15 protein-coding genes and 1 riboswitch are annotated in these 23,783 nt (G+C 37.0%); of the genes, 10 read left to right on the top strand and 5 right to left on the bottom strand.

Features of this window, described 5'->3' with window-relative positions:
* Window positions 1-58: 58 nt before the first annotated feature.
* Window positions 59-1,015, bottom strand: a complete 957-nt coding sequence (locus tag AC07YC_RS19470; protein WP_144789201.1) for an ABC transporter substrate-binding protein — start codon at window positions 1,013-1,015, stop codon at window positions 59-61.
* 226 nt (window positions 1,016-1,241) lie between these two features.
* Here AC07YC_RS19470 and AC07YC_RS19465 point away from each other — a divergent pair, with 226 nt between their 5' ends.
* Entirely contained in the window at window positions 1,242-2,408 is a 1,167-nt protein-coding gene (locus tag AC07YC_RS19465) for an MFS transporter (RefSeq protein WP_494920189.1), read from the top strand.
* 88 nt (window positions 2,409-2,496) lie between these two features.
* Window positions 2,497-3,471 (top strand): helix-turn-helix transcriptional regulator, encoded by a 975-nt coding sequence (locus tag AC07YC_RS19460; protein WP_336636432.1) that lies wholly within the window; start codon window positions 2,497-2,499, stop codon window positions 3,469-3,471.
* Window positions 3,472-3,508: 37 nt separating this feature from the next.
* On the opposite strand, the gene AC07YC_RS19455 is transcribed toward AC07YC_RS19460, so the two are convergent.
* Window positions 3,509-4,465: an ABC transporter substrate-binding protein gene (locus AC07YC_RS19455; RefSeq protein ID WP_494920188.1), complete on the bottom strand. Its 957-nt coding sequence runs from the start codon at window positions 4,463-4,465 to the stop codon at window positions 3,509-3,511.
* 99 nt (window positions 4,466-4,564) lie between these two features.
* Here AC07YC_RS19455 and AC07YC_RS19450 point away from each other — a divergent pair, with 99 nt between their 5' ends.
* The 4 genes from AC07YC_RS19450 to AC07YC_RS19435 all read left to right on the top strand — a co-directional run bounded on the left by AC07YC_RS19450 (window position 4,565) and on the right by AC07YC_RS19435 (window position 11,337).
* Window positions 4,565-6,130 carry an AraC family transcriptional regulator gene (locus tag AC07YC_RS19450; RefSeq protein ID WP_494920187.1) on the top strand — a complete coding sequence of 522 codons (1,566 nt, stop codon included), beginning with the start codon at window positions 4,565-4,567 and terminating at the stop codon, window positions 6,128-6,130.
* A gap of 101 nt (window positions 6,131-6,231) precedes the next feature.
* Complete coding sequence (locus AC07YC_RS19445) at window positions 6,232-7,176, top strand: ABC transporter substrate-binding protein (protein WP_494920186.1); 945 nt, start codon at window positions 6,232-6,234, stop codon at window positions 7,174-7,176.
* A 170-nt stretch (window positions 7,177-7,346) separates the two neighbouring features.
* Complete coding sequence (locus tag AC07YC_RS19440; RefSeq protein WP_494920185.1) at window positions 7,347-9,272, top strand: AraC family transcriptional regulator; 1,926 nt, start codon at window positions 7,347-7,349, stop codon at window positions 9,270-9,272.
* Between the two features lie 139 nt (window positions 9,273-9,411).
* Window positions 9,412-11,337, top strand: coding sequence for an AraC family transcriptional regulator (locus AC07YC_RS19435; RefSeq protein WP_494920184.1), 1,926 nt, complete (start codon window positions 9,412-9,414; stop codon window positions 11,335-11,337).
* 100 nt (window positions 11,338-11,437) lie between these two features.
* Here the strand turns inward: AC07YC_RS19435 and AC07YC_RS19430 are convergent, their stop codons facing one another.
* Complete coding sequence (locus tag AC07YC_RS19430; protein WP_494920183.1) at window positions 11,438-12,730, bottom strand: hypothetical protein; 1,293 nt, start codon at window positions 12,728-12,730, stop codon at window positions 11,438-11,440.
* Window positions 12,731-13,170: 440 nt separating this feature from the next.
* Here AC07YC_RS19430 and AC07YC_RS19425 point away from each other — a divergent pair, with 440 nt between their 5' ends.
* Window positions 13,171-14,325 (top strand): response regulator, encoded by a 1,155-nt coding sequence (locus AC07YC_RS19425; protein ID WP_494920182.1) that lies wholly within the window; start codon window positions 13,171-13,173, stop codon window positions 14,323-14,325.
* Between the two features lie 190 nt (window positions 14,326-14,515).
* Here AC07YC_RS19425 and AC07YC_RS19420 read toward each other — a convergent pair whose 3' ends face one another.
* Window positions 14,516-16,162, bottom strand: coding sequence for an S-layer protein (locus AC07YC_RS19420; RefSeq protein ID WP_494920181.1), 1,647 nt, complete (start codon window positions 16,160-16,162; stop codon window positions 14,516-14,518).
* A gap of 254 nt (window positions 16,163-16,416) precedes the next feature.
* Between AC07YC_RS19420 and AC07YC_RS19415 the strand changes: the two genes are divergently transcribed.
* The 3 genes from AC07YC_RS19415 (at window position 16,417) to thiC (ending at window position 21,866) form a co-directional block, all read left to right on the top strand.
* Window positions 16,417-18,519 (top strand): methyl-accepting chemotaxis protein, encoded by a 2,103-nt coding sequence (locus AC07YC_RS19415; RefSeq protein WP_494920180.1) that lies wholly within the window; start codon window positions 16,417-16,419, stop codon window positions 18,517-18,519.
* 310 nt (window positions 18,520-18,829) lie between these two features.
* Complete coding sequence (locus AC07YC_RS19410; protein WP_036122288.1) at window positions 18,830-19,759, top strand: AEC family transporter; 930 nt, start codon at window positions 18,830-18,832, stop codon at window positions 19,757-19,759.
* A 67-nt stretch (window positions 19,760-19,826) separates the two neighbouring features.
* Window positions 19,827-19,941, top strand: a riboswitch (TPP riboswitch).
* Between the two features lie 146 nt (window positions 19,942-20,087).
* Window positions 20,088-21,866 carry a phosphomethylpyrimidine synthase ThiC gene (gene thiC, locus AC07YC_RS19405; RefSeq protein WP_494920179.1) on the top strand — a complete coding sequence of 593 codons (1,779 nt, stop codon included), beginning with the start codon at window positions 20,088-20,090 and terminating at the stop codon, window positions 21,864-21,866.
* A 208-nt stretch (window positions 21,867-22,074) separates the two neighbouring features.
* Here thiC and AC07YC_RS19400 read toward each other — a convergent pair whose 3' ends face one another.
* Window positions 22,075-23,580 (bottom strand): catalase, encoded by a 1,506-nt coding sequence (locus tag AC07YC_RS19400; protein ID WP_336636443.1) that lies wholly within the window; start codon window positions 23,578-23,580, stop codon window positions 22,075-22,077.
* Window positions 23,581-23,783: the final 203 nt, after the last annotated feature.

Here is a 23,783-nt window from a genome sequence, read left to right as displayed (position 1 = left end):
ACTTTATTGTATAAAAAGTAAAGAGACATTTCAACAAAGATGAAATGTCTCTTTAAATCTATTTTTTTAACATAGTAGGTAATTCTGTTAATAGCCATTCTCTAGTTGAGGCATCGCTATCACTTTTTTGAATATCAATTGTGTATACATGCCCATTTTTTACAGCAGGTAAGTTTTTCCAAATTGGACTATCCATCATTTCTTTTGCCGATTGTTTTGCTTCATCATCTACTGGTGTTAGGATGAAAATTCGATCGCCAGCATATTCAGGAAGAAGCTCTGTAGAAATTTCAGCAAAGCCTGTGCCATCATCAAGTATTTTTTGAATCTTATCACCAGGCTTAAGAACATTTGAATCGTATAAAACTTGAGAAAGCCCTGCACGTGCCATTACAAATAATCGATCACCTGGGTAGTATGTTAAGACAGATGCAGTTTCATCTGGTTTAACCGTCCCATCAGCCACAAGCGACTCCCACATTTTATCCGCTTTTTCTGTATAATCAGCTATCCATTGAGCGGCTTCTTCTTTTTTATTCAGTATATCGCCCAGTTCCGTTAAACGTTGGTTCAAAGGTGCGAACGTATCAAACACTATAGTTGGAGCGATTTTAGAAAGCTGTGCATATGTTTTATCATCAGCAGTACCAATAATAATAAGGTCTGGCTTTAATGACAATGTTTGCTCCACATTAATCGGAAAACCAACGTCCTCCACATCTTTTACACGATCTTCCCAAGCATAATCAGTAATCCAGGAGAATCCTGCACCAACTGTTTTGAAATTTAATGCAAGCACATCCCCGTATCCTTCGCCATGATAAACTACTCTCTCAGGATTCACAGGGATTTCTACCTCATGATCTAAATAATCCTTATAAATACGTGTTGTCGGTTCTGCGGTTGCTGTCTCTTTTTGATTAGTCTCTTCATTGTTAGAACCACAAGCAGCCAATAGGACTCCAACCAGTAGTAAGAGGCTACAAATGAGCATATGTCGATTTACTTTTTTCATATCTTTTCCTCCGTAATTGATAATCATTATCATACGTTAGCATAAATTAAACTTTATTTTAGAACAATGGACAAACTAAATATAGTTCATTGAGGTTTATCCAAAAATCGCATTGATGATGTTTTACGACAGAAATTAAAATCCGTTTGACCGTATTATCATCCTTTAATCGGTAGAAAGGTAACCTTTTATTACTCTATGATTCAACAATGAAAGGGGTTTAAGGATGAAAAAATTTTGGGTGTTCGTCATAACAGGTATGTTATTAATCGTCACGACTACAGGATTTGCTCGTATGTCATATGGTATTATTTTACCTTTTATGCAGGAAGAAATGAGCTTCACAACCTCTCAATCTGGTTCTCTAGGTACGATATTATTTTTAGGTTATTTATTTACTGTAGGTCTGTCAGGAATACTTACAATGCGTATTGGTGCAAAAAAAGTTCTATTGGTAGGAGGAGGCAGTGTCGTTTTAGGGCTAACGAGTCTAGTGTTCGTCACTAACTTTGGGTGGGCTGCTATTTCACTGTTTTTTGTCGGAGCAGGAAGTGCACTTGTGTATACACCATTATTATTGATAGCTGTTAGTTTATATCCCAAGAAACGAGGGATAGTGATGGGGCTGTTAATGAGCGGCGCTGGTATTGGGATGCTATTATCAGGTTTACTCGTACCATTTATGGTAAAGCATTTTCCTGTATTAGGTTGGCGTGGAACTTGGCTAATATTCGCGTTTTTGACGATGATTGTTATGTTACTGGCTTTTTGGACCATAAAACAACCGCCTACTGCTAAAAAGGATATTGCACAGGAACACATGGCGGCATGGCGCAGTAAAGGACTGTATATAATAGCAGGAATTTATTTTGCAGTAGGTCTTGTCTATCTCATACCAAATATATATCAAACAAGCTATATGATGAATCTTGGTATGTCCAATGCAACGGCAGGTACTGTGTATGCCATCGCAGGGATTGTTTCGATTGGAGGTGCACCGTTTTGGGGAATGCTAGCAGATAAAATCGGTGTTAAAAAGGCATTAATAACAGCATTACTATTATCGGTCGTTGGAGATTTATTGCCTATTATGTTAGTTAACATTAGAGGGTTTATAGTATCCTCTATAATTTGGGGATCATCACTTGGTGGTGTGCTGATTCTAATACAAATGAAAGCCAGTCAAGAAGTGTCTCCTCAGTATGTTGCATCGGCTATCGGTTTTATTTCTATTTTTTATGCAGTGGGTCAAATGATAGGACCAGGCTTAGCTGGCTGGTTGATTGAGTATTTTGGTGGATTTTCAATTGCGTATGGCTTTGGAGCGGTTATTTTCATTTTATGTATAGTACTCGTATGTACATTGGTTGAAAAAAAGAGTGAAGAGGTATAATGTCATAGCTTAAAGATTGGACGTAGGTTATACTTTAGATAATTAACGATTAATTCTCAATTGTAATGCTAAGGAGGTGGTGAACTCTATGAATGTGGACTTTCACCAAAATTTCACTCAATTTTTTCAGGCATTAGATGTACTAAAGCCACAGGAAACGTCCATACATTATATGGAATTTCAATCAACAATGAAGGAAGGGGCAATTCATCGTCTCTTGCCCCGTACAGATTTAGAAGTGGTTATATCAGATTATTCATTTCATCAAGACTATCAAATGAATATTTTAACAACGAAGCCAATGGTAGAAATAAGCTACTGCTTGCAGGGAACACGAAGCGTTCACATTTCTAATTGTGAATATAGAGTAAAGGCAGGGACATGCACACTGCAATTGATGGAATCTATAGAGGCAAATTTTTCATTTAATAAAGATGAGTCTTATCAGATGGTCAGTATTGGTATACCTGTAACAACGTTTAATCATTACATGAAAAAAATTAATGAGTATGATGGTGCTTCCAGCAGATTTTCAATGATTCTCCGTGGATCTCCTTATCGCTTGTTTCAAAAGAAAATAAACCCACCAGACTTGCTTATGGTAAAACAACTTCTAGAAGCGATAGCAGCTAATCAGATAACTAATTTGCAATTAGAAAGTATAACTTTACAACTTTTAACAAGTACATTTCAGTCCTTTTTCCCTCAATCCATAAACCAGGTGGAATTCTCACATGACGATAGAAAAAAACTTTTTCAAGCACAAGCTATCATGGTTGAGAATATGATGAATCCACCTTCTTTAATGGAGCTGTCTCGTTTAATTGGTTTAAATGATTTTAAGCTGAAAAAAGGCTTTAAAGAGATGTATGGTACAACAGTATTTGGCTATTTACGTGAAAAGCGTTTGGAGCAGGCAAGTTTATTATTACAAAACGGAACCATGAATGTTATGGAAGTAGCTAGTGCAGTCGGTTATTCTAATCCAAGTCATTTTGCTGAGGTGTTTAAGGAGAAATATGGGGTGAGCCCTCGAGAGTTTTTTAAATATCGAACACAATAAAACCCTTCAGCATGATCAGGCAGCTGAAGGGGTATTTCTACTTAGCGATACTATCTAACACATTTTCAATGATTTGGCGATTGGCAATGGCCCCAGAATATAACCAGCTTGAGCTTTGGTCAAATTCATAAACGTGGCCATTTTTTATGGCGGGTATATTTGCTAGGAGAGGATCACTTAGTAATGTAGAACTGCCTGCACGATCACTATTAATAACAAAGAGATAGTCTGCATCTATTTGTACGAATTTTTCTAAAGATACTTGTGACCAATCACCAGCAGCAGAGGCGGATATTTCTTTCACTAGGCTAGGAGCTTTTAGCCCTAAATCCTCATAAAGAACAATACCACTCGAGGCTGTATTGCTTACCATATAAATTGTATTGTTAATATTCCAGATGACAGTGGCGGAAGGGTTCCCCACTTTATTGTGAATATCCTCCTTTGCCTCTTTAGCAAATTGATCATAATCTGTAAGGACTTCCTTTGCTTTATCTACTTGATTAAAAATTTCTCCCACTTTCAGAAGCTTATTACGCCAATTATTATCTTCTGCTCCCATTACATATGTAGGCGCAATTTTCCTATATTGCTCGTATTTTTCCCCTTCTGCGATTTCTGATGAACCGATGACAATTAAATCTGGATTAAAGCTTGTAACTGCTTCAAAGGGAAGGTCAAACTCAATTGTTGGAATGTCCTTTAATGATTCCTGAAGGTAGTCTTGAATAGACGCCCCACCTTTTACTGACCATTGTGCTACTGGCTTAATACCTAAAGCGATGAGGTGATCTTCTAGGTAGGGTGCAATAATACGCTGGGGACTTTCGGAGACTGTTACTTCATTACCTAATGAATCTGTTAATACACGATTTGAGTGATCAACGTTAGCCTTATCTGCTGATGGAACTGATTGATTTCCACATGCAGCTAAGAGCATCGAAAAAATGAGAATACCTGTGAATAAGGAATTCTTTTTTAAAAAATTTGTCAAAGCTATAATCCTCCCAATGCAATTGATTTCTAATATTCTATTCCATTATAATGAAAATGATAATCAATATCAATTGAGAGATTAGGAGATAGAACTAGAATGTACAAAGATAATGAGTTACTGTGCCAATTTTTTTATCAACCTATTCAAATTATGAGATTAGAAGAACTATTATGCGATAAGAGAGGGCGTTTGGCATACCCATTTATCATTGTCGTTTATGAGGGTCATGCCATCTATACGCTCCAAGGTCGACAGCTTCAGCTTAGCTCAAATTCTGTTATGTTTGTGGATGATGGAGACGATTTTCAACTACTTAAAGCAAATGAATGTATAGGGGTTGCTATTATATACCGTGCATATGGCCCGAATATAGTTAATTTATTACAAAATACCACTTTAATGGTACATTGCACATATCGTCTCATGAATTTAGTCAAGGAGATAGAAAGAGAAGCGAAGATTACAGTTGAAAGTAATCCGTTTCGTTTACAAAAACTATTTGCTGAAATGTTAGAAGAACTGTACAACCATTTACGTACTAACAAAGAACAAGAAGGTTTGTGGATTGATAGGGTACTTGATTATATGAATCTACATTTCAATGAAGACTTAACAAGAGAGGAAATGGCTGAAAGAGCGCAGGTAAGTCCCGAACATTTTTCTCGTACGTTTCATAAGCACACAGGATATACGTATAGCGAGTATTTAACATTATTAAGGATAAGGGAATCTCAGAAAAAACTATTATTAGGGATGCCAAAATTAGATGATTTAGCCCAAGTAGTAGGCTACAGAGAGGGGACCTATTTAAGTCGGAAATTTAAAGAAATTGTCGGTGTATCGCCTACAGTTTATTATCAAAAATCTAAACGCCTTATTGTACTGAATGCCAATCATACTGCCTGCTTACTGGCCCTAGGGGTTACCCCAGTGTTGGGGGTGTACTCTCCATTTTTAGAAAATATTAAGTCTGTTCCATCCTCACAGAAACTTACGGGATATGAGCAAGATATTGCTTCGAATTATCAGGAAATAATGGCTGCTTGTCCTGATGTCGTTATTAACTATAGTGGTAGCATGGAAAAACAGGCTTTACTGTCAATAGGCCCTGTTTTTGAGCTATCCTGTAGACAATTAAGTTGGCGCGAACAATTTGGGCTAATTGCAAATTTAGTAGATAGACGAGAAGTGTACAATCATTGGCTTCGACAATATGATGAACAGATAGTTTCCTGTAACCAGCTTCTTGATCGACGATTTGGGGCAAGGGGTACTGCTATTGTTTGGGAAATAGGTAGTCATGCAGCTTATTGTCTAAATAGTAGTCATGGGAGGGGAAGCCATATACTTTACGAGGATTTAGGGTTTAGTCGGCCAGACGAAATTGTCGCACATAATATAGAAAAGACAGGATATTTAACAGTAAATATTGAAGAAATCGTACATTTTCCAGCTGATTATATTTTTGTTACGGCACTTCCAACAAAAGATTCAGGAAAAGAGAGTCTCTTAGCAGTATTACACTCTGAAAAATGGAAGTCGCTGGCGGCTGTCCAAAAGAAACAGGTGTATTTTATGAACCAGTATGAAACATTTTATGGGTATGATCCATTATCTACAGCAGTTCAATTACAAAAATTGATGGAAGTACTGACATCATAAAATAACATGGCAATAAATCACTTTCATGCATAGACAGTTATTTGGCATTCTTCTACAATTATTGAGAATGATTATCAATTGTTGTGTATGGAGGGAAAAAATTGTTTAAACAAAATAGAAAGATTGTAGGACTATTGTTTCTGCTCATAATGCTTATGTTAACAGCTTGCGGCCAAGAGGAAAAGGCAGTAAATCCAACTGGAGAGCAAGATGCGAAAGAAGCAGAGACAAAAACGGTTCAGACTATAAAAGGTGATATTGTTATTCCGGCTAATCCGAAGCGAATTGTAGCAGAGGAATATATCGCAAGTCTACTTGTTTTAGATGTGAAGCCCATAGGAGCTCCTGGTTTGGCTCTTGAAAATTATTATGTTAAGGATGCATTAAAGGATGTAAAGGATATCGGTGTTTATGGGAAACCATCCATTGAAAGGATTTTAGGACTCAAACCTGATTTGATTATTACTGGCAATGGAGAAAACTATGATGCTTTAAGTAAAATTGCTCCAACTGTAGTTATCCCATACGGGGAATTGAAAAATGCGCATGAGGAGCTTACATATTTCGGTGAGTTACTTGGAAAAGAGCAAGAAGCAAAGGATTGGCTCTCCCAATATGATCAGAAGATTGCTGAAGCTAAAGCACAGGTAGATGCGATTATACCGGAGGATGCAAGCTTTTCTATTATTGAGGATGCAGGTAAATCTATTTATGTTTATGGTGATAACTTCGGTCGGGGAGGACAGCCAATCTATCAGTCACTTGGTCGAAAGCTACCTGCTAAAAAGGCAGATGAAATTATGGAAAAGCAGTGGGCGGAAATTTCTGAAGAAGTATTGGCAGATTACGCAGGAGACTACATTATTTTGACTTCGAATGATAGAACGGTTGAAGATTTTAAGAAAGATCCGATATGGGGAAATTTACCGGCTGTGAAAAATGACCATCTTTATGTTTGGCCTGAGGAACGTTCATGGTATTATGACCCAACAGCGGTCTTGGCTCAAGTTGAGGAATTAACAAATTGGCTACTGAATAAAAAATAGTAGAAAATAGTGAGCAATTATTTAATTTAACCATTTCAATTAAGAAACTTATAGAAGCATCTTTCCTAGTGAAGATGCTTCTTTTTATTATTACATTTTTAGATATTATTGAGAATGTTTATCATTTATAATGTTTACAAGAGGGGGCATTCTATTATTTGACTTGAAAGGTGTGTATACAAACAGTGAATATAGATGATCATATCCTTCTGTGGAAGTCTGCTACTATCCAAGTGTTTGATATACGGTATATCAAGATACATGGTGATGAGCAGCCTAGCTCATATCGTTTACCAGGTAGCGGCTTCCTGTACGCTATCAAAGGGAAAGCTAATATAATATTAGACAATAAATCTTATAAGATAGAAAGTTTTAATATAGTGCATGCTGGAAAAGGAAGCTGCCTACATATTAGTGCTATAGAAAATAGTTTAGAGTACTACTTAATTCTCTACAAAGCGACGTTGCCTATTACATCGAGGAAAGGCCTTCTAGCGCTATGGGAACGCGAAAAACCTGTTCAGCTTCAATATGTTTCTCTAGTTACAAATGCACTCACATTGCAGGAAAAAATAGAAACTATGCATCGAGAGTGGCTCAAACAGAATAATCTAGGGCATTTCCATGTCAAAGCACTTTTCTACCAAATTATTTATGAACTTTTGCAGCAATTACATCAACAGCATGTCAATGTGCAACAGCCAGATCCTGTGGAGCAAATTCAAAATTATATAGACGAATATTACAGTCTACCGATTACTCGAGAATCACTTGCCCAAATGTTGAATTATAGTGTGCCCTATATAGCTAAGCAATTTAAACAAAAGACGGGTAGAAGTATTATTGATTATCTTATTCATATAAGAATTCAAAAAGCGCGGCAATTATTAATACATACAACTTTAAGCTTGCAAGAGATTGCTTCGAGTGTTGGCTATGAAGATGTTTCTTATTTTATCCGTATTTTTAAAAAGCATAGTGGTCTAACCCCCATGAAATTTAAACAGCAATCAAATCAACATAAATCGTATCGTCCTATGTATCGGCTTCCTTTGTCTAATGATAAAAAGTGGATACAACATTATATTGGTAATGATAATTATTATCAATATAAACAAAAAGGAGATTTACCGATGAATAAAAAGACAAAGTCCTCTATGATGACGACTTTATTGCTATGTTTCACTTTATTGCTAAGTGCATGTTCTGGTAGTGCTATGAATACTACCAATAATGGGGAGACAAAGGCGGCAACCAATCAGGCAGCGGAAGTGCAGTCCACAACGAAAATCGTTTCTACTGTGAAAGGGGATGTAGAAATTCCAGTTGACCCGATACGTGTCGTAACGGATACGTATCCTGGTTTTTTATTGACCTTGGGCATAAAACCAGTAGGTACACAGGAGCTTTATATGAAAAGCCCTTATTTAAAAGACCATAACGAAGGAATTACTTATTTTGAGGATTCCCTTGAAGCCGTAGTAGATTTGAAGCCAGACCTTATTATTACAGGTGATGAAAAGAAATATGAAGCCTTTTCTAAAATAGCCCCAACCGTTTTAATACCATTTACTTTAGAAATGGATGAGACATTGGAGGAGTTTAGTAGAATATTAGATAAAGAGGAAGAAGTGAAGGCGTGGTTAGCTGACTATCATCAGAGAGTAGCAAAAGCCAAACAAACCGTTCAAAATATTATAAGCAAGGATCAAACTGTTACTATTCTAGCTGGCGGGGCAAAAAATGATATAACATTATACGGTAATGGCTATACAGGGCGATCCTTTTATGATGGGCTTGGACTAACGCCACCCCCAAAAGTAATCAATGATATTGATCCTGAAAAGCCTTGGTTGCAATTATCCCCTGAATTACTTACAGAATATGCAGGTGATTATATTTTTGTGGCAGTTGATAAAGCAACAGAAACATACGATTATAAAAGTGAACCTGTTTGGAAAACACTCGATGCCGTACAGAATGATCAAATTTTCGAAATCGATGGATGGAGTTTCTGGTTTTCAGATCCAATTTCTATACTTGGGCAAATCGAAGAAGTAACGGAAATGATCGTCCAACAAGTTAAAAAAAAATAAAGATAAGTTCAAAATCACTCTAGCATTGTATTGCCAGAGTGATTTTTTTTATTACTATCTATTTATTAAAAAATATAATTGAGAACTATTATCAATTATAATAAACTTGGAGTAGCTGAATGGAAAGGAATGATAAAGAATGCTACCTGATGAGGAGTTTCTATTTCTTTGGAATCATGCCACGACAAAAATACTAGATATACGTTATGAGCTATTCAAACCTGAGGAAATTGGTAAATTGTATAAATTACCTGCTAATATGTTTCTTTATGCTACAGGAGGTAGTGCAGATATCTATATAGACTTAAACAAATATACACTAGAGGGCTTTCATCTTATACACAGTGGGAAGGGTTCTACTATGCAAATCATGGCTAAGGATAAAGGATTTGAATACTATATGGTATTCTATCGAGCCTTCATTCCTTTAACTTCTAATAAAAGGGTAGTAGCGGCCATGTATAGAAATAATCCTTTCAAATTTCAATACGGTTTTGTACCAAGCTCACCTGTTACCATGTTCGAAAAAACACATCAAATGTATAGTAAATGGAAAAATGCCAGTAATCTAGATAAATTTACAGTTAAATCCCTATTTTATCAATTTTTAAATGAAATTTTTATACAGTTAGATCAAGAGAGCCTCGACATACCAAAGTTGAATGTCTCTAATCAAATTCAAGCATACATAGAAGAAAACTTCGCAAAACCATTGACGTTAGACACAATTGCCAAGGCATTACGTTATAGTCCATCACATTTATCTATTCAATTCAAGCAACAGATAGGCTGTAGTCCTATTGAGTATTTAATTCAGCTAAGAATCGGAAAGGCTTCCACTTTGCTTGTGGAGACAGATGCTAGCATACGTGATATCGCTATGGGTGTCGGCTATCATGATGTTTATTATTTTAGTAGACTATTCAAAAAAAGAGTAGGCATTTCACCCATAAAGTTTCGCCAAAAAGAACAAATAGCTCGTCTAGTAAAAGATAGTCCTTCAATGTCTGAAAGATACTCCATTGTCGATTGGAACTTCCAAGATTATATTGAGAATGGTTATCAATATAAAGGAAGGAAGTATGAATCAATGAATAAAAAAGGATTATCAACTATTGCAACACTTTTTCTATGCTTAACACTTTTATTAAGCGCTTGTAGCAACGGAACATCTACGAATACGGGGAGCGAGGGAAATAAGACCTCTGTTGCACAAACAGCAACTAAATCACAAACAAAGGTTGTATCCACTCTTAAAGGGGACGTTGAAATACCCGTTAATCCTGAGCGAGTAGTTGTGATGTATTATACTGGTGACGTCCTAGCATTTGGTGTAACACCTGTGGGATCTTCTAAGATACAGGACGGCGCAGCATTTGAGGAGGCATTAAAAACAGTCGAAAGTTTAGGTGAATGGTTTGAGCCGAATGTTGAGGCAGTGATTCAATTAAAGCCGGATGTCATTATTATTCCAAAGAATGAAGAACTATATGGGCAGATGAAAAAAATAGCTCCAACTATTGTGATAGATGACGCCACAACATCTCTAGATCAACGCTTAGAAAAAATTGGAGAAGTGCTGGGGAAAGAGAAAGAAGCAAAAGATCTTTTGACTAATTTTTATACAAAAGTAGAAGACAGTAAAGAACAGCTAAAAGCGGCGGGTGTTTTAGATAAAACAGTTAGTATTATGGAAGGCGGCAAAGGGAAAATGTCAGTTGTAACAAGTTATACCTTCGGACGTGGTTCTCAAGCATTGTATGAATATTTAGGAATGCGTGCGCCAGAAATTATTCAACAGAAAATAGATGATAAGAATAATACTCAGGAGGCGATAGATGTATCCTTAGAAGTATTAACGGAGTATGCAGGAGATTATGTTTTTCGTTCATCATATGAAGGGATGGTAGATTTAACTGACCATCCAGTTTGGTCCGCTATTCCAGCTGTTAAAGAAGGCAGACTTGTGGAAATTGATTTTGGTTTTTGTTACTACAACGATATCTATTCATTAACTAAACAGCTTGATTTCATTGTAAATCGTCTAGTAGCTACAGCAAATTAAATAAAGGGTGCCTCGTAAATGGACAACAGGTTAAGAGGGGGCGCTTTAAAAAAGCACTAAAGAAACCTTTGAAAGGGGTATCTTTAGTGCTTTAAACTGTTTAATTTCTATTAATTTGGAATGCCCCAGGTGTCATTGTTTGGATAATATGACGGTTTCCACTAATGATATAGTCGGCTGGTACTTGCTTGCCAAAATCATTTAAGTGGTTGATCGATGAGCTTGCTGATAAACCTTCAATAATAATCTCCATGTTCGCATCGAATGTAACTTGCTTTTTATTTAATGTAGCCTGAAGAGTAATGCGATCTCCCCTTTTTGTTACTTGAATGTCGATTACACCTTCATCTTCATTGATTAATGTATAAAGTGGCGGAATGATAATTGTTATTTTATCCTTTGTTGTTAAAATAAAGCGTTCTGTATCAATCTCTGAATCAGAAACATTTATTTTGGCTTTATAAATATTCTTGCTTTTCGTCATAGCCGTTGTTTTACCTGGTAGAGCTACCATATCTGATAGTACAGGTGTTTTAGGGACGTTCCCTTTTGAAGGGAGTGTATATTTCCCTTGAACAAAATCAACCAAAGTCCAAACATTTGGCACGAGTTGCTGCTGTACAGGTGTTAGAGCTTCAAAAGACGTTTTTACCTCTTGTACATCCTGAGGAGTAGACGTTTTGGGTGATAGAGCTGCAATGGCACTTTCTACAGCCTTAGCAGCAGCCTTATCCTTCAACACAAGTTGTTCAGCGTCAAGTAGAAGTTGTTCAACCCCAGTAGGTAAAGAAACATATGAAAACCTACGTAAGGCATATAGCTCTGCTCGAGCATCAGCTACATCTTTATGGAAAGTTGGACGAGATGAATTAATTAGTTGAATTTTATTTACTACTTTATCAACTGTAGTATTAGGCGCAATATATGATGTTAATATTTTTTGCGCGGCTGCACTTACAAAAGTTTTTTGTGCTGCATTTAAGGTATTATACCAATCTCTTGTTTCCATGACATTTTGATAATAATTAACAGCTGTAGATTCTACTGAATATAACTTTTCCTCAATCTGTGCCGCCAGCTTACGGTAAGAAATTCTTGTCTGTTGATGTGATGACAATGTGGAATAGTTTGTGACATACTGCTTTTCCAGCTCTGTTAGTGCATTGTAGGCCTTAAGTGCTGCCTCTAAATTTATTTGGAAGGTAGAGGTTGTGTAGTTAATATTGTTAATTAACTGTATAACATTTGACACGTTAGAATTGTAGTAAGAAGTACTGTATATGTATGCCACGCTTGGTTGTCCAGTCACATTAGCAGCAGATGCTGGTGCACTATAAAGGAGCGATGGGACCGCCACTAAAGACAGCAGGGCTAATTTTTTTTTATTTTTCATACTATGAGATGCCTCCTAATTATATTATTCGAAACGCAATTCTATCCAATATATGGTGTTGTATCAATTTTATCATAGCCTAGGATTTTTTTATGCATTTTTTGGTCGAATAGGTAGATTGGATATGTGTTTTTAGTGAGAGTATATAACTTCAGTACCAATTTAAACAGCATCAAAAAAGAATTGTTTTGTGTGGGATAAGTACTACCGGATAATATGGGCTGTAATGATGGAAAATCATCTGACAGAGAAAATTTGAAAATGAGCGGCTAGGTGATAGTTAAAATATGGATTTTTTCAGGAGGTTCACACTCCTTTATCCTATATCAGTAGATGTCTACAAATTGGATTATTTATCCTTCAAAAGTAATGCTATCTCTCAATTTTTTAGAAAAATAAACGATAATAAGTAAAGGAGTAGTTTTTAAGGAGGAGTAATAATGAGAATCGTGCTAGTAGATGATGAATATTTATCAATAACGAGATTAAAAACCTTGCTTGAAGAAATTAAGGTTCCAGGGATAGAAGTAGTTGGAGAATACACTGATTCTCTAAAAGTGATGGATGAGATACAGAGTCTACAACCAAGTGTTGTATTTTTAGATATAGTCATGCCGGATATGGATGGTTTAGCACTGGGGGAGAAAATTCAAGAATTATTGCCAGATGTAGAGATTGTTTTTACAACAGGGTTCGATCAATATGCTTTAGATGCCTTTAATTTACATGCCGTTGATTATCTATTAAAGCCCATACAAATTTCACGTTTAGAAAAGACATTGGATCGTCTTGAACAGATTAATAATAAACACAAAAAAAGTTCGATGAACTCTACAATTATTAATCTATTTGGCGGGCTCCATGTCGTATTACCAGACGGCCAAACACAAATTTTAAAATGGCGAACTTCCAAAGCGAAAGAGTTATTTGCCTACTTACTTAATCACCGTGATGAAATTATATATCGTGATACCATTTTAGAGTTATTTTGGCCAGAGTCTGATAGAGATAAAGCATCGAAACAACTTTATACGGCCATTTATACAATACGTCAAACATTAAAAAACTATGGGCTGGAAGGTGTGCAAATTTCAAGTCCATTGCTCAATTCAGGCTATAAACTTTTGTTGGAGCAAACTGTTGTAGATGTAGAACAATGGCTGTCTAGCTTGAAAGCCTTACCTTCACTAGAAAAGTCAACCGTGGATCAGCATGAACAAGTATTCCAAATGTATACGGGTGATTATTTAGGCGATTGTGATTATCTATGGGCAGAAAGTGAGAAAGAGCGTTTAAGGCGACTATGGTTACATCATGCCCATCAGCTTAGTGAATTTTATATAACAAATGAAAACTATTCAGCTGCTATTCAGGTACAGGAAACAGTTCAAGCTCTTTTTGCAGGTGAAGAGGAAAACTATTTCATCTTGATGAAACTTTACGATTTACTGAATAATGTAGCGGCTGTTGAGGAGCAATACTTGCTGTTAAAAAAAGCGCTTCTGGAGCATTTGGCGGTGGAACCAAGTGAGGAAATTGAGAATTGGTATAAAAGATGGAAGCAGACCAATGCGCTAACGCACATGAATGTTTAACTATATAGAATAATAATCATAAAAAGGACTCTTGCAGTTTGCAGAGTCCCTAGATTGAAATAAAACGCACGCTCGATCATATAGTTGTTCCTAGTTTTCGTCCTAACAGGTTTATGAAACTCATTGATTAAACGTTATGTTCATTGATTTGTTTTGTCAGCATCATTGTTTTATTTCATGCTGAAAGAATTTAATCTTTCCCTTTTTTATACTGGCCTTTATAGGTTGAAATAGCGCTGTTCAAATAATTAATGACATATGAGACTTCGTAGTCAGAGAAATAATTATTAGATAAAAACGTTTCAGCGTATGATACGGCCGAGTCGAAAATGTACCATTCCATATACGTTGTCCAATTGGTATTAGATGATAAACCCGATCCATCCTCTGAAACAGTCACATATATCCCTTTTGCCTGATTAACAAGCGTTTGTAAGCTGTATTTATTACCATAATAATAATTATTATTATACTTATAAGCGCTCTTATAAGTCCAAATAGCATTGTTTAAGTTATTGATAGCGCTGGTAATATCAGTTTGAGTAGCGTAATAATTATTAACAACTGCTTGAGCAGTTGAAACGGCGGAATCTATAGCGTTTCTCTCAGCTTGTGTTGTCCATGGATTATTATGGTAAACATCTGAGCCCCATGAAACCGTTACATACTGAATTGAATTGATTAAAGATTGAAGAGTAGCTTTATCGCTATTGCCGTAGCTATAGCCATATTTTAAGCCGTACTTTTGAGCAGTTTGATAGACGGATAAAGCATTTCTGTATTGAGCAATAGCATTCTTTACTTGTTCTTGTGAAGCGCTATTGTTGTTTGCTACAGCTCTGGCGCTGGCCACAGCAGAATCAAAAATATTACGATCAACCTGCATTGTCCATTTGTCAGTTGTTAAAATATCGTATCCATTGATAGAAACCTGTACGTAAGGGGGGGATGCTAGTAGCGTAGTTAGCTCTTTTTTATCAATAACAGGTAGGATAACGGATACGCTTTTATTGTCCACTTGTACTTTACCCACCTGGTGTCCAGAATTTAATGCTACTTTTGATCCGCCTTTGACAATGATTTGTTCAATTTTACCCTCGCCGAAAAGGTTGAAGTTTTCCTCTACAGTGATCGTTAGCTTTTCCACATTTGCCTTCAACTCAAAAGTAGGAACTTTACCTCCTATATCAATTTTAGAAAGCACTTGGTCAGAAGATATATTCACCTTCGTACGTGCTACATTGATAGTAGATGATTTCATATCTCTTAGCGTAACATACAGCCAGTCATTCTTCTTTATAATTAATGGTTTTAGTGTAATCGTATCGCTCACAGAAACGTCATCAAGTGTAATAGCTTTTTTTACTCTGTTTGTAATGATTAGCTGACCATCAATCGTTATGTCATGTATGTTTACATAATCTGCGTTCACAGTAACATCACCAGAAACATGAGCGTGACCCCCATCAAAATATACTGATTTTTTGCTCGTACCAGCTTTATTTAGTGTTAATGATGTCACATCAATAATTTGCTTGTTTTTTACGACAATGGTGGCCGATGCATTCGTTAATGCTGTCTTGTTTGAATGATCAAAAAGGGGCTTTAAATCATTGTGGATTCTAAATGTACCGTTTGATGTAATGACCGTATCATTTGTAATGTTTTTAATCGTTACGGCATTGCCCACCACTTTTTTTGTTGCTGCAACTTGAAATTGTGCTTCATATAAGCTTGATTGATTTAGGGAAGAAGAGGCTTGTGCAGTAGACACTGGTAATACTAGTGTCGCTGTCATCGCCGTGGCTATTAATGTTGATAGCGCTTTATTTGTCATGCAAGTCACTCCAATCATTTTATCTAATAGATAATATACCATATTTTACTATAATTTAGTGTTTTAAGTGTATGTTTTACTAATTGGTGCAACTAGAATGAGTCATAAGTACTTTGAAATATATAAGAAAAATCTATTAATATGCCTGTATTTTTATCTATAATTATGTAAATTTCTACTTTATTCGCTAAATATTTTATTGAGATACGACCTTCCATCCATTATGATTATTTATAAAAATGGGGGTGTTTGTGATGAAGAAATCAAGAGGAATTGCAATGAAACTATCTTCCCTAATAATAGGATTGTTTCTAGTATTATTTTTATCCTATACAGTGACAACGGGGATTATTATAAAAAAGCAAAGCGTTAAAGATGCAGAGTATGGAACATTGCAAACGGCTGAATCATCAGCGGCTATTATGAGCGAGCGCTTTAAAAAAGCCAATACAACATTACAAACAACGAAACGGATCGTTGAAAGTATGGAGAAGAATAAGACGCTATCTACCAAAGGTGTTTTAGACATCATGGAAAATAATTTAGCCAATAATGATGATTTATTAGGGGTAGGAGCTATCTTTGAACAGAATTCTCTTATTGTAAACCCAAATGATGAGGCTACATTGGTAGATTCCAAAAAACGTTTTGGACCATACTTAAGTAAAAATGGTAATGAAATAACGACCACTCTTATTGAAGGTGTAGATGATAAAAATGTATCCCAATGGTACTGGGTGCCAAAAGAAGAGGGACGGACCGTTTTAACGGAGCCCTATGACTATAGTGTAAATGGTCAAACCGTACTAATGACCACAATTTCTGTACCATTAGTCAATACTTCAGGGAAGTTTTTTGGTGTATTGACGGCGGATGTGTCAATAGATTATTTAAATGAGCTGACAAAGTCTGTTGCTCCAGAAGGCGGCTATGCGGCAATTATTACAAATAACGGTGTACTAACAGCTAACAGTTTCGGTAAAGAGCTGGATGGTCAAAATATGCAAGACGACCCTGCTTGGACAAGCATAAGTAAGACAATGGAAAACGGCGAGCTAACAAGTATGTACATAGAGTCTAATGAACTAAAGGATCAAGCTTATAATGTGTTTGCTCCAATGATTTTAGAGGACATTGACGAAACTTGGACCGTTCAAATCGTATTAGCTGAATCAAAAATTTTAGAAACATATAATCATGTATTTGTATATACGATTATTGCATCCATTATAATGGTAGCCTTGATGACTGCTGCAAGTGTACTATTTATTTACAAACAGTTAAAGCCGCTCAAGTTTTTACGTGCTTCAATTGAAACAGCAGCAGCAGGAGATTTAACACAAAAAGTAGAGGAGAAATATATTAAACAAGATGAAATTGGGGCAGTAGCATTGGCCTATAATAATATGTTAGAAAAAACTAATAGTGCTATTAAAGCCGTGTTAAACTCCACGACTCTATTGAACCAATCTTCTAACCAGGTCCATGAGGCGTTTACTGAAATCGTGTCCTCAAGTCAAGAGGTATCAGTAGCCATTAATGAAATTGCACAGGGTGCATCGAAGCAATCAGAGGATACTGAAGAAACGAACTATCGTATGATGAATTTATCGGAACAAATAGATGCCATTACTGCACTTTCGAATGAAATGGATGATTTATCCAACAAGACAAATGTGACAACAGAAAAAGGCATGCAAGAGGTTCAAAGTTTACATGAACATAATATAGAGACGAATGAGATGAACGGCCGTATTCAACAGCAAATGGAATCGCTAGCCTCTAATATTGCCAATATTAATCAAATTATTGCCTCCATTCAAAGTATTACGGAGCAAACTAATCTATTAGCTTTAAATGCAAGTATTGAGGCTGCACGAGCTGGTGAGCATGGAAAAGGTTTTGCTGTCGTGGCGGAAGAAGTAAGAAAATTGGCAGAGCAATCAAAAACTGAAACAGAAATTATTAAAAGCACGGTAGAAAGTATTTTAGAAAATTCTCAGCAAACAGTTGCAGTCATTGCATCTAATGCAGACTTAATGCAATCTCAAAATGAGTCCGTACAAAGCACGCAATTGGCCTTTAAAGATAATAGTGATTTGTCACGAGCAATTGCAATTTCTATTAGAGAACTAATGACACAATTGTCTACTATGTTAGAGCATAAAAATCAAGCGATTATGTCCATTCAAAGTATTTCGGCAATCTCAGAGGAAACAGCGGCCTCTGCTGAGCAAGTAAGTGCCTCTGCAATGGACCAACAAGCTGAATTGCAAAAAGTGGCAGAGTCTATGCAAAATATGAATGATATCTCTAATGAACTGCAAGAGGTTGTTAATCGATTTAAGCTTGCGTAACGAAAAAGGCTACCTAGAATCTAAAGGTAGCTCAGACTGTTGATAAAGGGAATCGAGAAGTTCATGCTCGATTCCCTTTTTATTTATACTTCATGAAAAATAGTTCTTTGCTGCCCAATTATATTTAGGTGATTCTTACATGGTGTACATTGTTGTCTCGTTCATTGATTTGATTTTTTGCATCTTTTAATTCATAGGAACAAGGCGTGTCCCATCCGTAGTGGAAGTCAACGGTTTTAATTATGAAAGTAAGTGGCATTGACCTAGTGCATGATCGACACTACTATTAAAAGGGAGGGGGGACATCAATATGGTGTATCTTGGAATGATTTTCTTTCAAATTGTCGCACCTATTTTAGTATTACTTGTACTAGGTGCTATTCTACAAAAGAAATTTCGCTTTAATTTAAAAGCATTATCACAGCTTATTACATATTGTTTTATGCCAGCCGCTGTATTTATTAATTTATATGAGACGAATATAAAGCTGTCTGTTCTAGGAGAAGTCGGATTGTTTGTTGTACTTTTTATCGGTAGTCAAATGCTGCTTAGTCACTTTTTAGCGAAAGGGCTTGGCCTCGCCAAAACTGAGGCGGCTGTTTTTAAAAATAGTGTAGTACTCATTAACTCTGGGAACTATGGGATTCCCGTAGCTCAAATGATTTTTGCCACTCAACCTATTGGTGTAGCCATCCAGGTTATACTCGTTATCTTTCAAAACATGACAACATATACGTATGGTTTATATAATTTAATTTCCTCTACTAAATCGGGCATGACGATTTTTAAGGACTTTATAAAAATGCCTATTATTCATGCTTTAATAATCGGAGTGGCCATGAATTATTTTGATATTGGCATTCCGCAGTTTATTAAAATACCAATAGATCATGTAGCAGATGGTTTTATTGCCGTTGCATTAATCACGCTAGGCGCCCAATTGTCTCAGCTGGAGATCAAAACGATGTTTAATAAAACAGTATTCGTCAGCTGCTTCACACGATTATTTATAGGACCAGCCGTGGCTTTAGTCATTATCTATGCGCTGGGTTTAGATGGGGTTGTGGCACAATCATTATTTATAGCGAGTGCTTTTCCCACATCCCGCAACAGTTCAAGTCTAGCATTAGAATATGATGTAGAGTCAGCAACAGCCGCTCAAACCGTTTTATTCTCAACCATTGTGAGCTGTATAACGGTCACGATTGTGATTTATATTGCGGATGTATTGTTTACCTAATAGAAAATATTTTTAATGATATCTTCCATCTCTTAGCAATATCTGCTACACTAGCATCAAACTGAATAGTATTAACTAGGGGAGTCTGATGAGTCAGGCTGAGAGGGAAACGCATAGAGGTTTCTTGACCCTTTGGACCTGATCTGGCTCATACCAGCGTGGGAAAGTTAAGAAGCTATTGCCTATTACGTGCAATCAATAGACCCTTTACATTCATGGCCGGATCCAATTATTAATTTTGGATTCGGCCTTTATTTATTGTATTTGATTGTTGGGTGAGCTAGATTCGGTCCTTGCTTAAAATACATTTAAGGGAGAGAAGTAGCTCATGTCAGCAATTAGTGAAAAGAACATTACGATTATGTCTAACTTTGAAGGAAGTAAAAAGGTTTATGTGGAAGGATCTCGTCCAGATATTTTAGTACCCATGCGTGAAATTGCATTAAGTCCGACAACTGGTAGCTTTGGAGATGAAGAAAATGCCCCAATTCGGGTGTATGATACGAGTGGGCCATATACAGATCCGGCCTTTCATGTGGATATTACAAAGGGCTTACCTGCTTTACGAAGTACTTGGATACAAGAGCGAGGGGATGTTGAGGAATACGGAGGGCGTACGATTAAACCGGAGGATAATGGTTTTCGTCGCGCTGATGATCCACGTATCCATGAAAATGTCTTTCCGGAACTGGTGAGAAAGCCTTTACGTGCAAAAAAGGGTGGAAATGTCACACAGCTTCATTATGCTCGAAAAGGAATTATTACACCTGAGATGGAATTTGTAGCGATACGCGAAAATATGGACCCAGATTTCGTACGTTCAGAGATTGCAGCAGGTCGAGCTATTATGCCTTCCAATATTAATCATCCAGAGGCAGAGCCAATGATTATCGGTCGTAACTTCCATGTGAAAATTAATGCGAACATTGGAAATTCAGCTGTATCATCCTCGATTGCAGAGGAGGTCGAGAAAATGACATGGGCTACACGCTGGGGTGCTGATAATATTATGGATTTATCAACTGGCAAGCATATTCATACAACGAGAGAATGGATTATTCGAAATGCTGCAGTACCCGTTGGGACAGTACCAATTTATCAGGCATTAGAAAAAGTGAATGGTGTGGCTGAGGATTTAACGTGGGAGGTGTACCGTGATACGCTTATTGAACAAGCGGAGCAAGGGGTAGATTATTTCACTATTCATGCAGGTGTCCTTTTACGTTATGTCCCTCTTACAGCAAACCGTGTAACGGGCATTGTGTCTCGAGGTGGATCCATTATGGCGCAGTGGTGCTTATACCATCATCAAGAGAACTTCCTCTATACTCATTTTGAGGAAATATGCGAAATTATGAAAGCTTATGATGTAGCCTTCTCATTAGGAGATGGCTTACGCCCAGGGTCAATCGCGGATGCTAACGATCAAGCACAATTCGCGGAGCTGGAAACATTAGGCGAATTAACGGAAATCGCATGGAAGCATGATGTTCAAGTAATGGTGGAGGGGCCAGGTCATGTTCCCATGCATTTGATTAAAGAAAATATGGACAAGCAATTAGAGGTTTGTAAGGAAGCTCCCTTCTATACATTAGGTCCATTGACAACAGATATTGCGCCAGGTTATGACCATATTACATCTGCTATTGGAGCAGCAATGATTGGTTGGTTTGGTACTGCTATGCTCTGCTACGTGACACCGAAGGAACATTTAGGTTTACCTAATCGGGAGGATGTGCGAGTAGGGGTTATTACTTATAAAATTGCTGCACATGCTGCAGATTTAGCAAAGGGTCACCCAGGTGCACAGCAACGGGATGATGCACTGTCCAAAGCGCGTTTTGAGTTCCGCTGGCGCGATCAATTTAACCTTTCTCTTGATCCAGAGCGTGCAGTAGAATATCATGATGAAACATTGCCAGCAGAAGGAGCCAAAACGGCTCATTTTTGTTCAATGTGCGGGCCTAAATTTTGTAGCATGAGAATTTCCCAGGATATTCGTAATTATGCTAAGGAAAAGGACTTAAATACAACAGAAGCCATCCATGAAGGTATGAGGGAAAAGTCAGCGGAGTTTAAAAAGGCAGGTAGTCAAATCTACCAATAATAATAGTGCGAGGCTTGTGTTTATTTACTAGACACGAGCCTTTTTTATGTTGGCTTTACGACTTAATAGGGGAGATGAAAAAAAGGAATATATGCCTTTGCAATTAGAAGGGAACGCTTGAGCCTAGACGAATACAAAAAAGCTCCATGTGAATTATACATTCACATGGAGTAAAAGTTGGATTTGGATATCAATAATAAGTGGAATATTAAACGTTTGTTGGTTGTTTTACGTATGGATTTGTAAGATCCATACCTTCTAATGAAAGACCCATTGCTTTTGCGACACCTTCACCATATGCTGGATCAGCTAAATAGCAGTGAAGAATGTGACGGCGTTTGATGAATTCCTCAACAGAAGCCATATCATTAGCCGTATTTTCAAATAGACGTTGTTGTTCTTCCGCAGTCATTAGGCGGAAAAGTTTACCTGGTTGCTCGAAGTAATTACTATCGTCTTCACGGAAATCATGAATTCCTGCATGACCATCGATGCGTAACTCAGGCTCTTTATGGTCTAAATTATGTTCCCATTCACCATAGCTATTTGGTTCATAGCCTAGTGTTGATCCAAGGTTGCCGTCAAAACGCATAGAGCCATCTCGGTGGAAAGTACGGAATGGACATTTTGGTGCGTTAACAGGAAGCATATAGTGGTTTACACCTAAACGGTAGCGTTGTGCATCTGCATAGGCAAAGATACGACCTTGTAACATTTTATCTGGTGAGAAGCTAATACCAGGGACGATGTTAGATGGTGCAAAGGCAGCTTGTTCCACTTCTGCAAAGTAGTTGTCCGGGTTTTTATTTAACTCAAACTCACCTACAGGAATTAATGGGAAATCTTTTTTATACCATACTTTTGTTAAATCGAATGGGTTGTATGGTAGCTCACGAGCTTGCTCCTCTGTCATAACCTGAATATACACTTTCCATTTAGGGAAATCGCCATTTTCGATGGCTTCATATAAATCACGTTGTGAAGATTCACGGTCTTGACCGATTACCTCAGTTGCCTCATCACCTGTTAAATTTTTAATGCCTTGTTCTGTACGGAAGTGGAATTTAACCCAAACACGCTCATTATCAGCATTGATAAAGCTATATGTGTGAGAACCAAATCCGTGCATATTACGGTAACCAGTTGGAATACCACGGTCGGACATTACAATTGTAACTTGGTGAAGTGCTTCTGGTAATAGCGTCCAGAAATCCCAGTTAGAATTAGCGTTTTTCATATTTGTACGTGGATCACGTTTGACCACGTGGTTTAAATCTGTAAAGTGTAGTGGATCACGGAAGAAAAATACTGGTGTATTGTTTCCTACTAAATCCCAGTTGCCTTCTTCAGTATAGAACTTAAGGGCAAAGCCGCGGATATCGCGCTCAGCATCTGCTGCACCACGCTCACCAGCAACTGTGGAGAATCGTGCGAACATATCTGTTTTCTTGCCCACTTCTGAGAAGATTTTAGCTTTTGTATATTGAGTTATATCGTGCGTTACAGTAAAAGTACCAAATGCACCTGAACCTTTTGCGTGCATACGACGTTCAGGGATTACTTCACGATTGAAGTTTGCTAATTTTTCAACTAGCCATACATCTTGAAGTAATAGAGGGCCGCGTGGACCTGCTGACATAGAGTCATGGTTACTTACTACTGGAGCACCACCTGCTGTTGTAAAACGACGGCTACGATCATTTGCGTTTGTCATATTAGTTACCTCCTGAAAATAATGTAAGTCAAACTCTTCGTCTATAACTATAACAAATATAAAATAGAATTGCTAGTACATTATAATAATTATCGTTAAAGAATTTTTATAGGAAGATATAAAATATAAATATATGCAGCGAAGAGCCTATTTATGCTTATTCCTCGTCCTAAATTTGTTGTTAAATAAACTATGTATAAACA

The organism is Lysinibacillus sp. GW247-5R2A (assembly GCF_059424475.1).
This window is presented reverse-complemented; position numbering and strand designations above follow the sequence as displayed.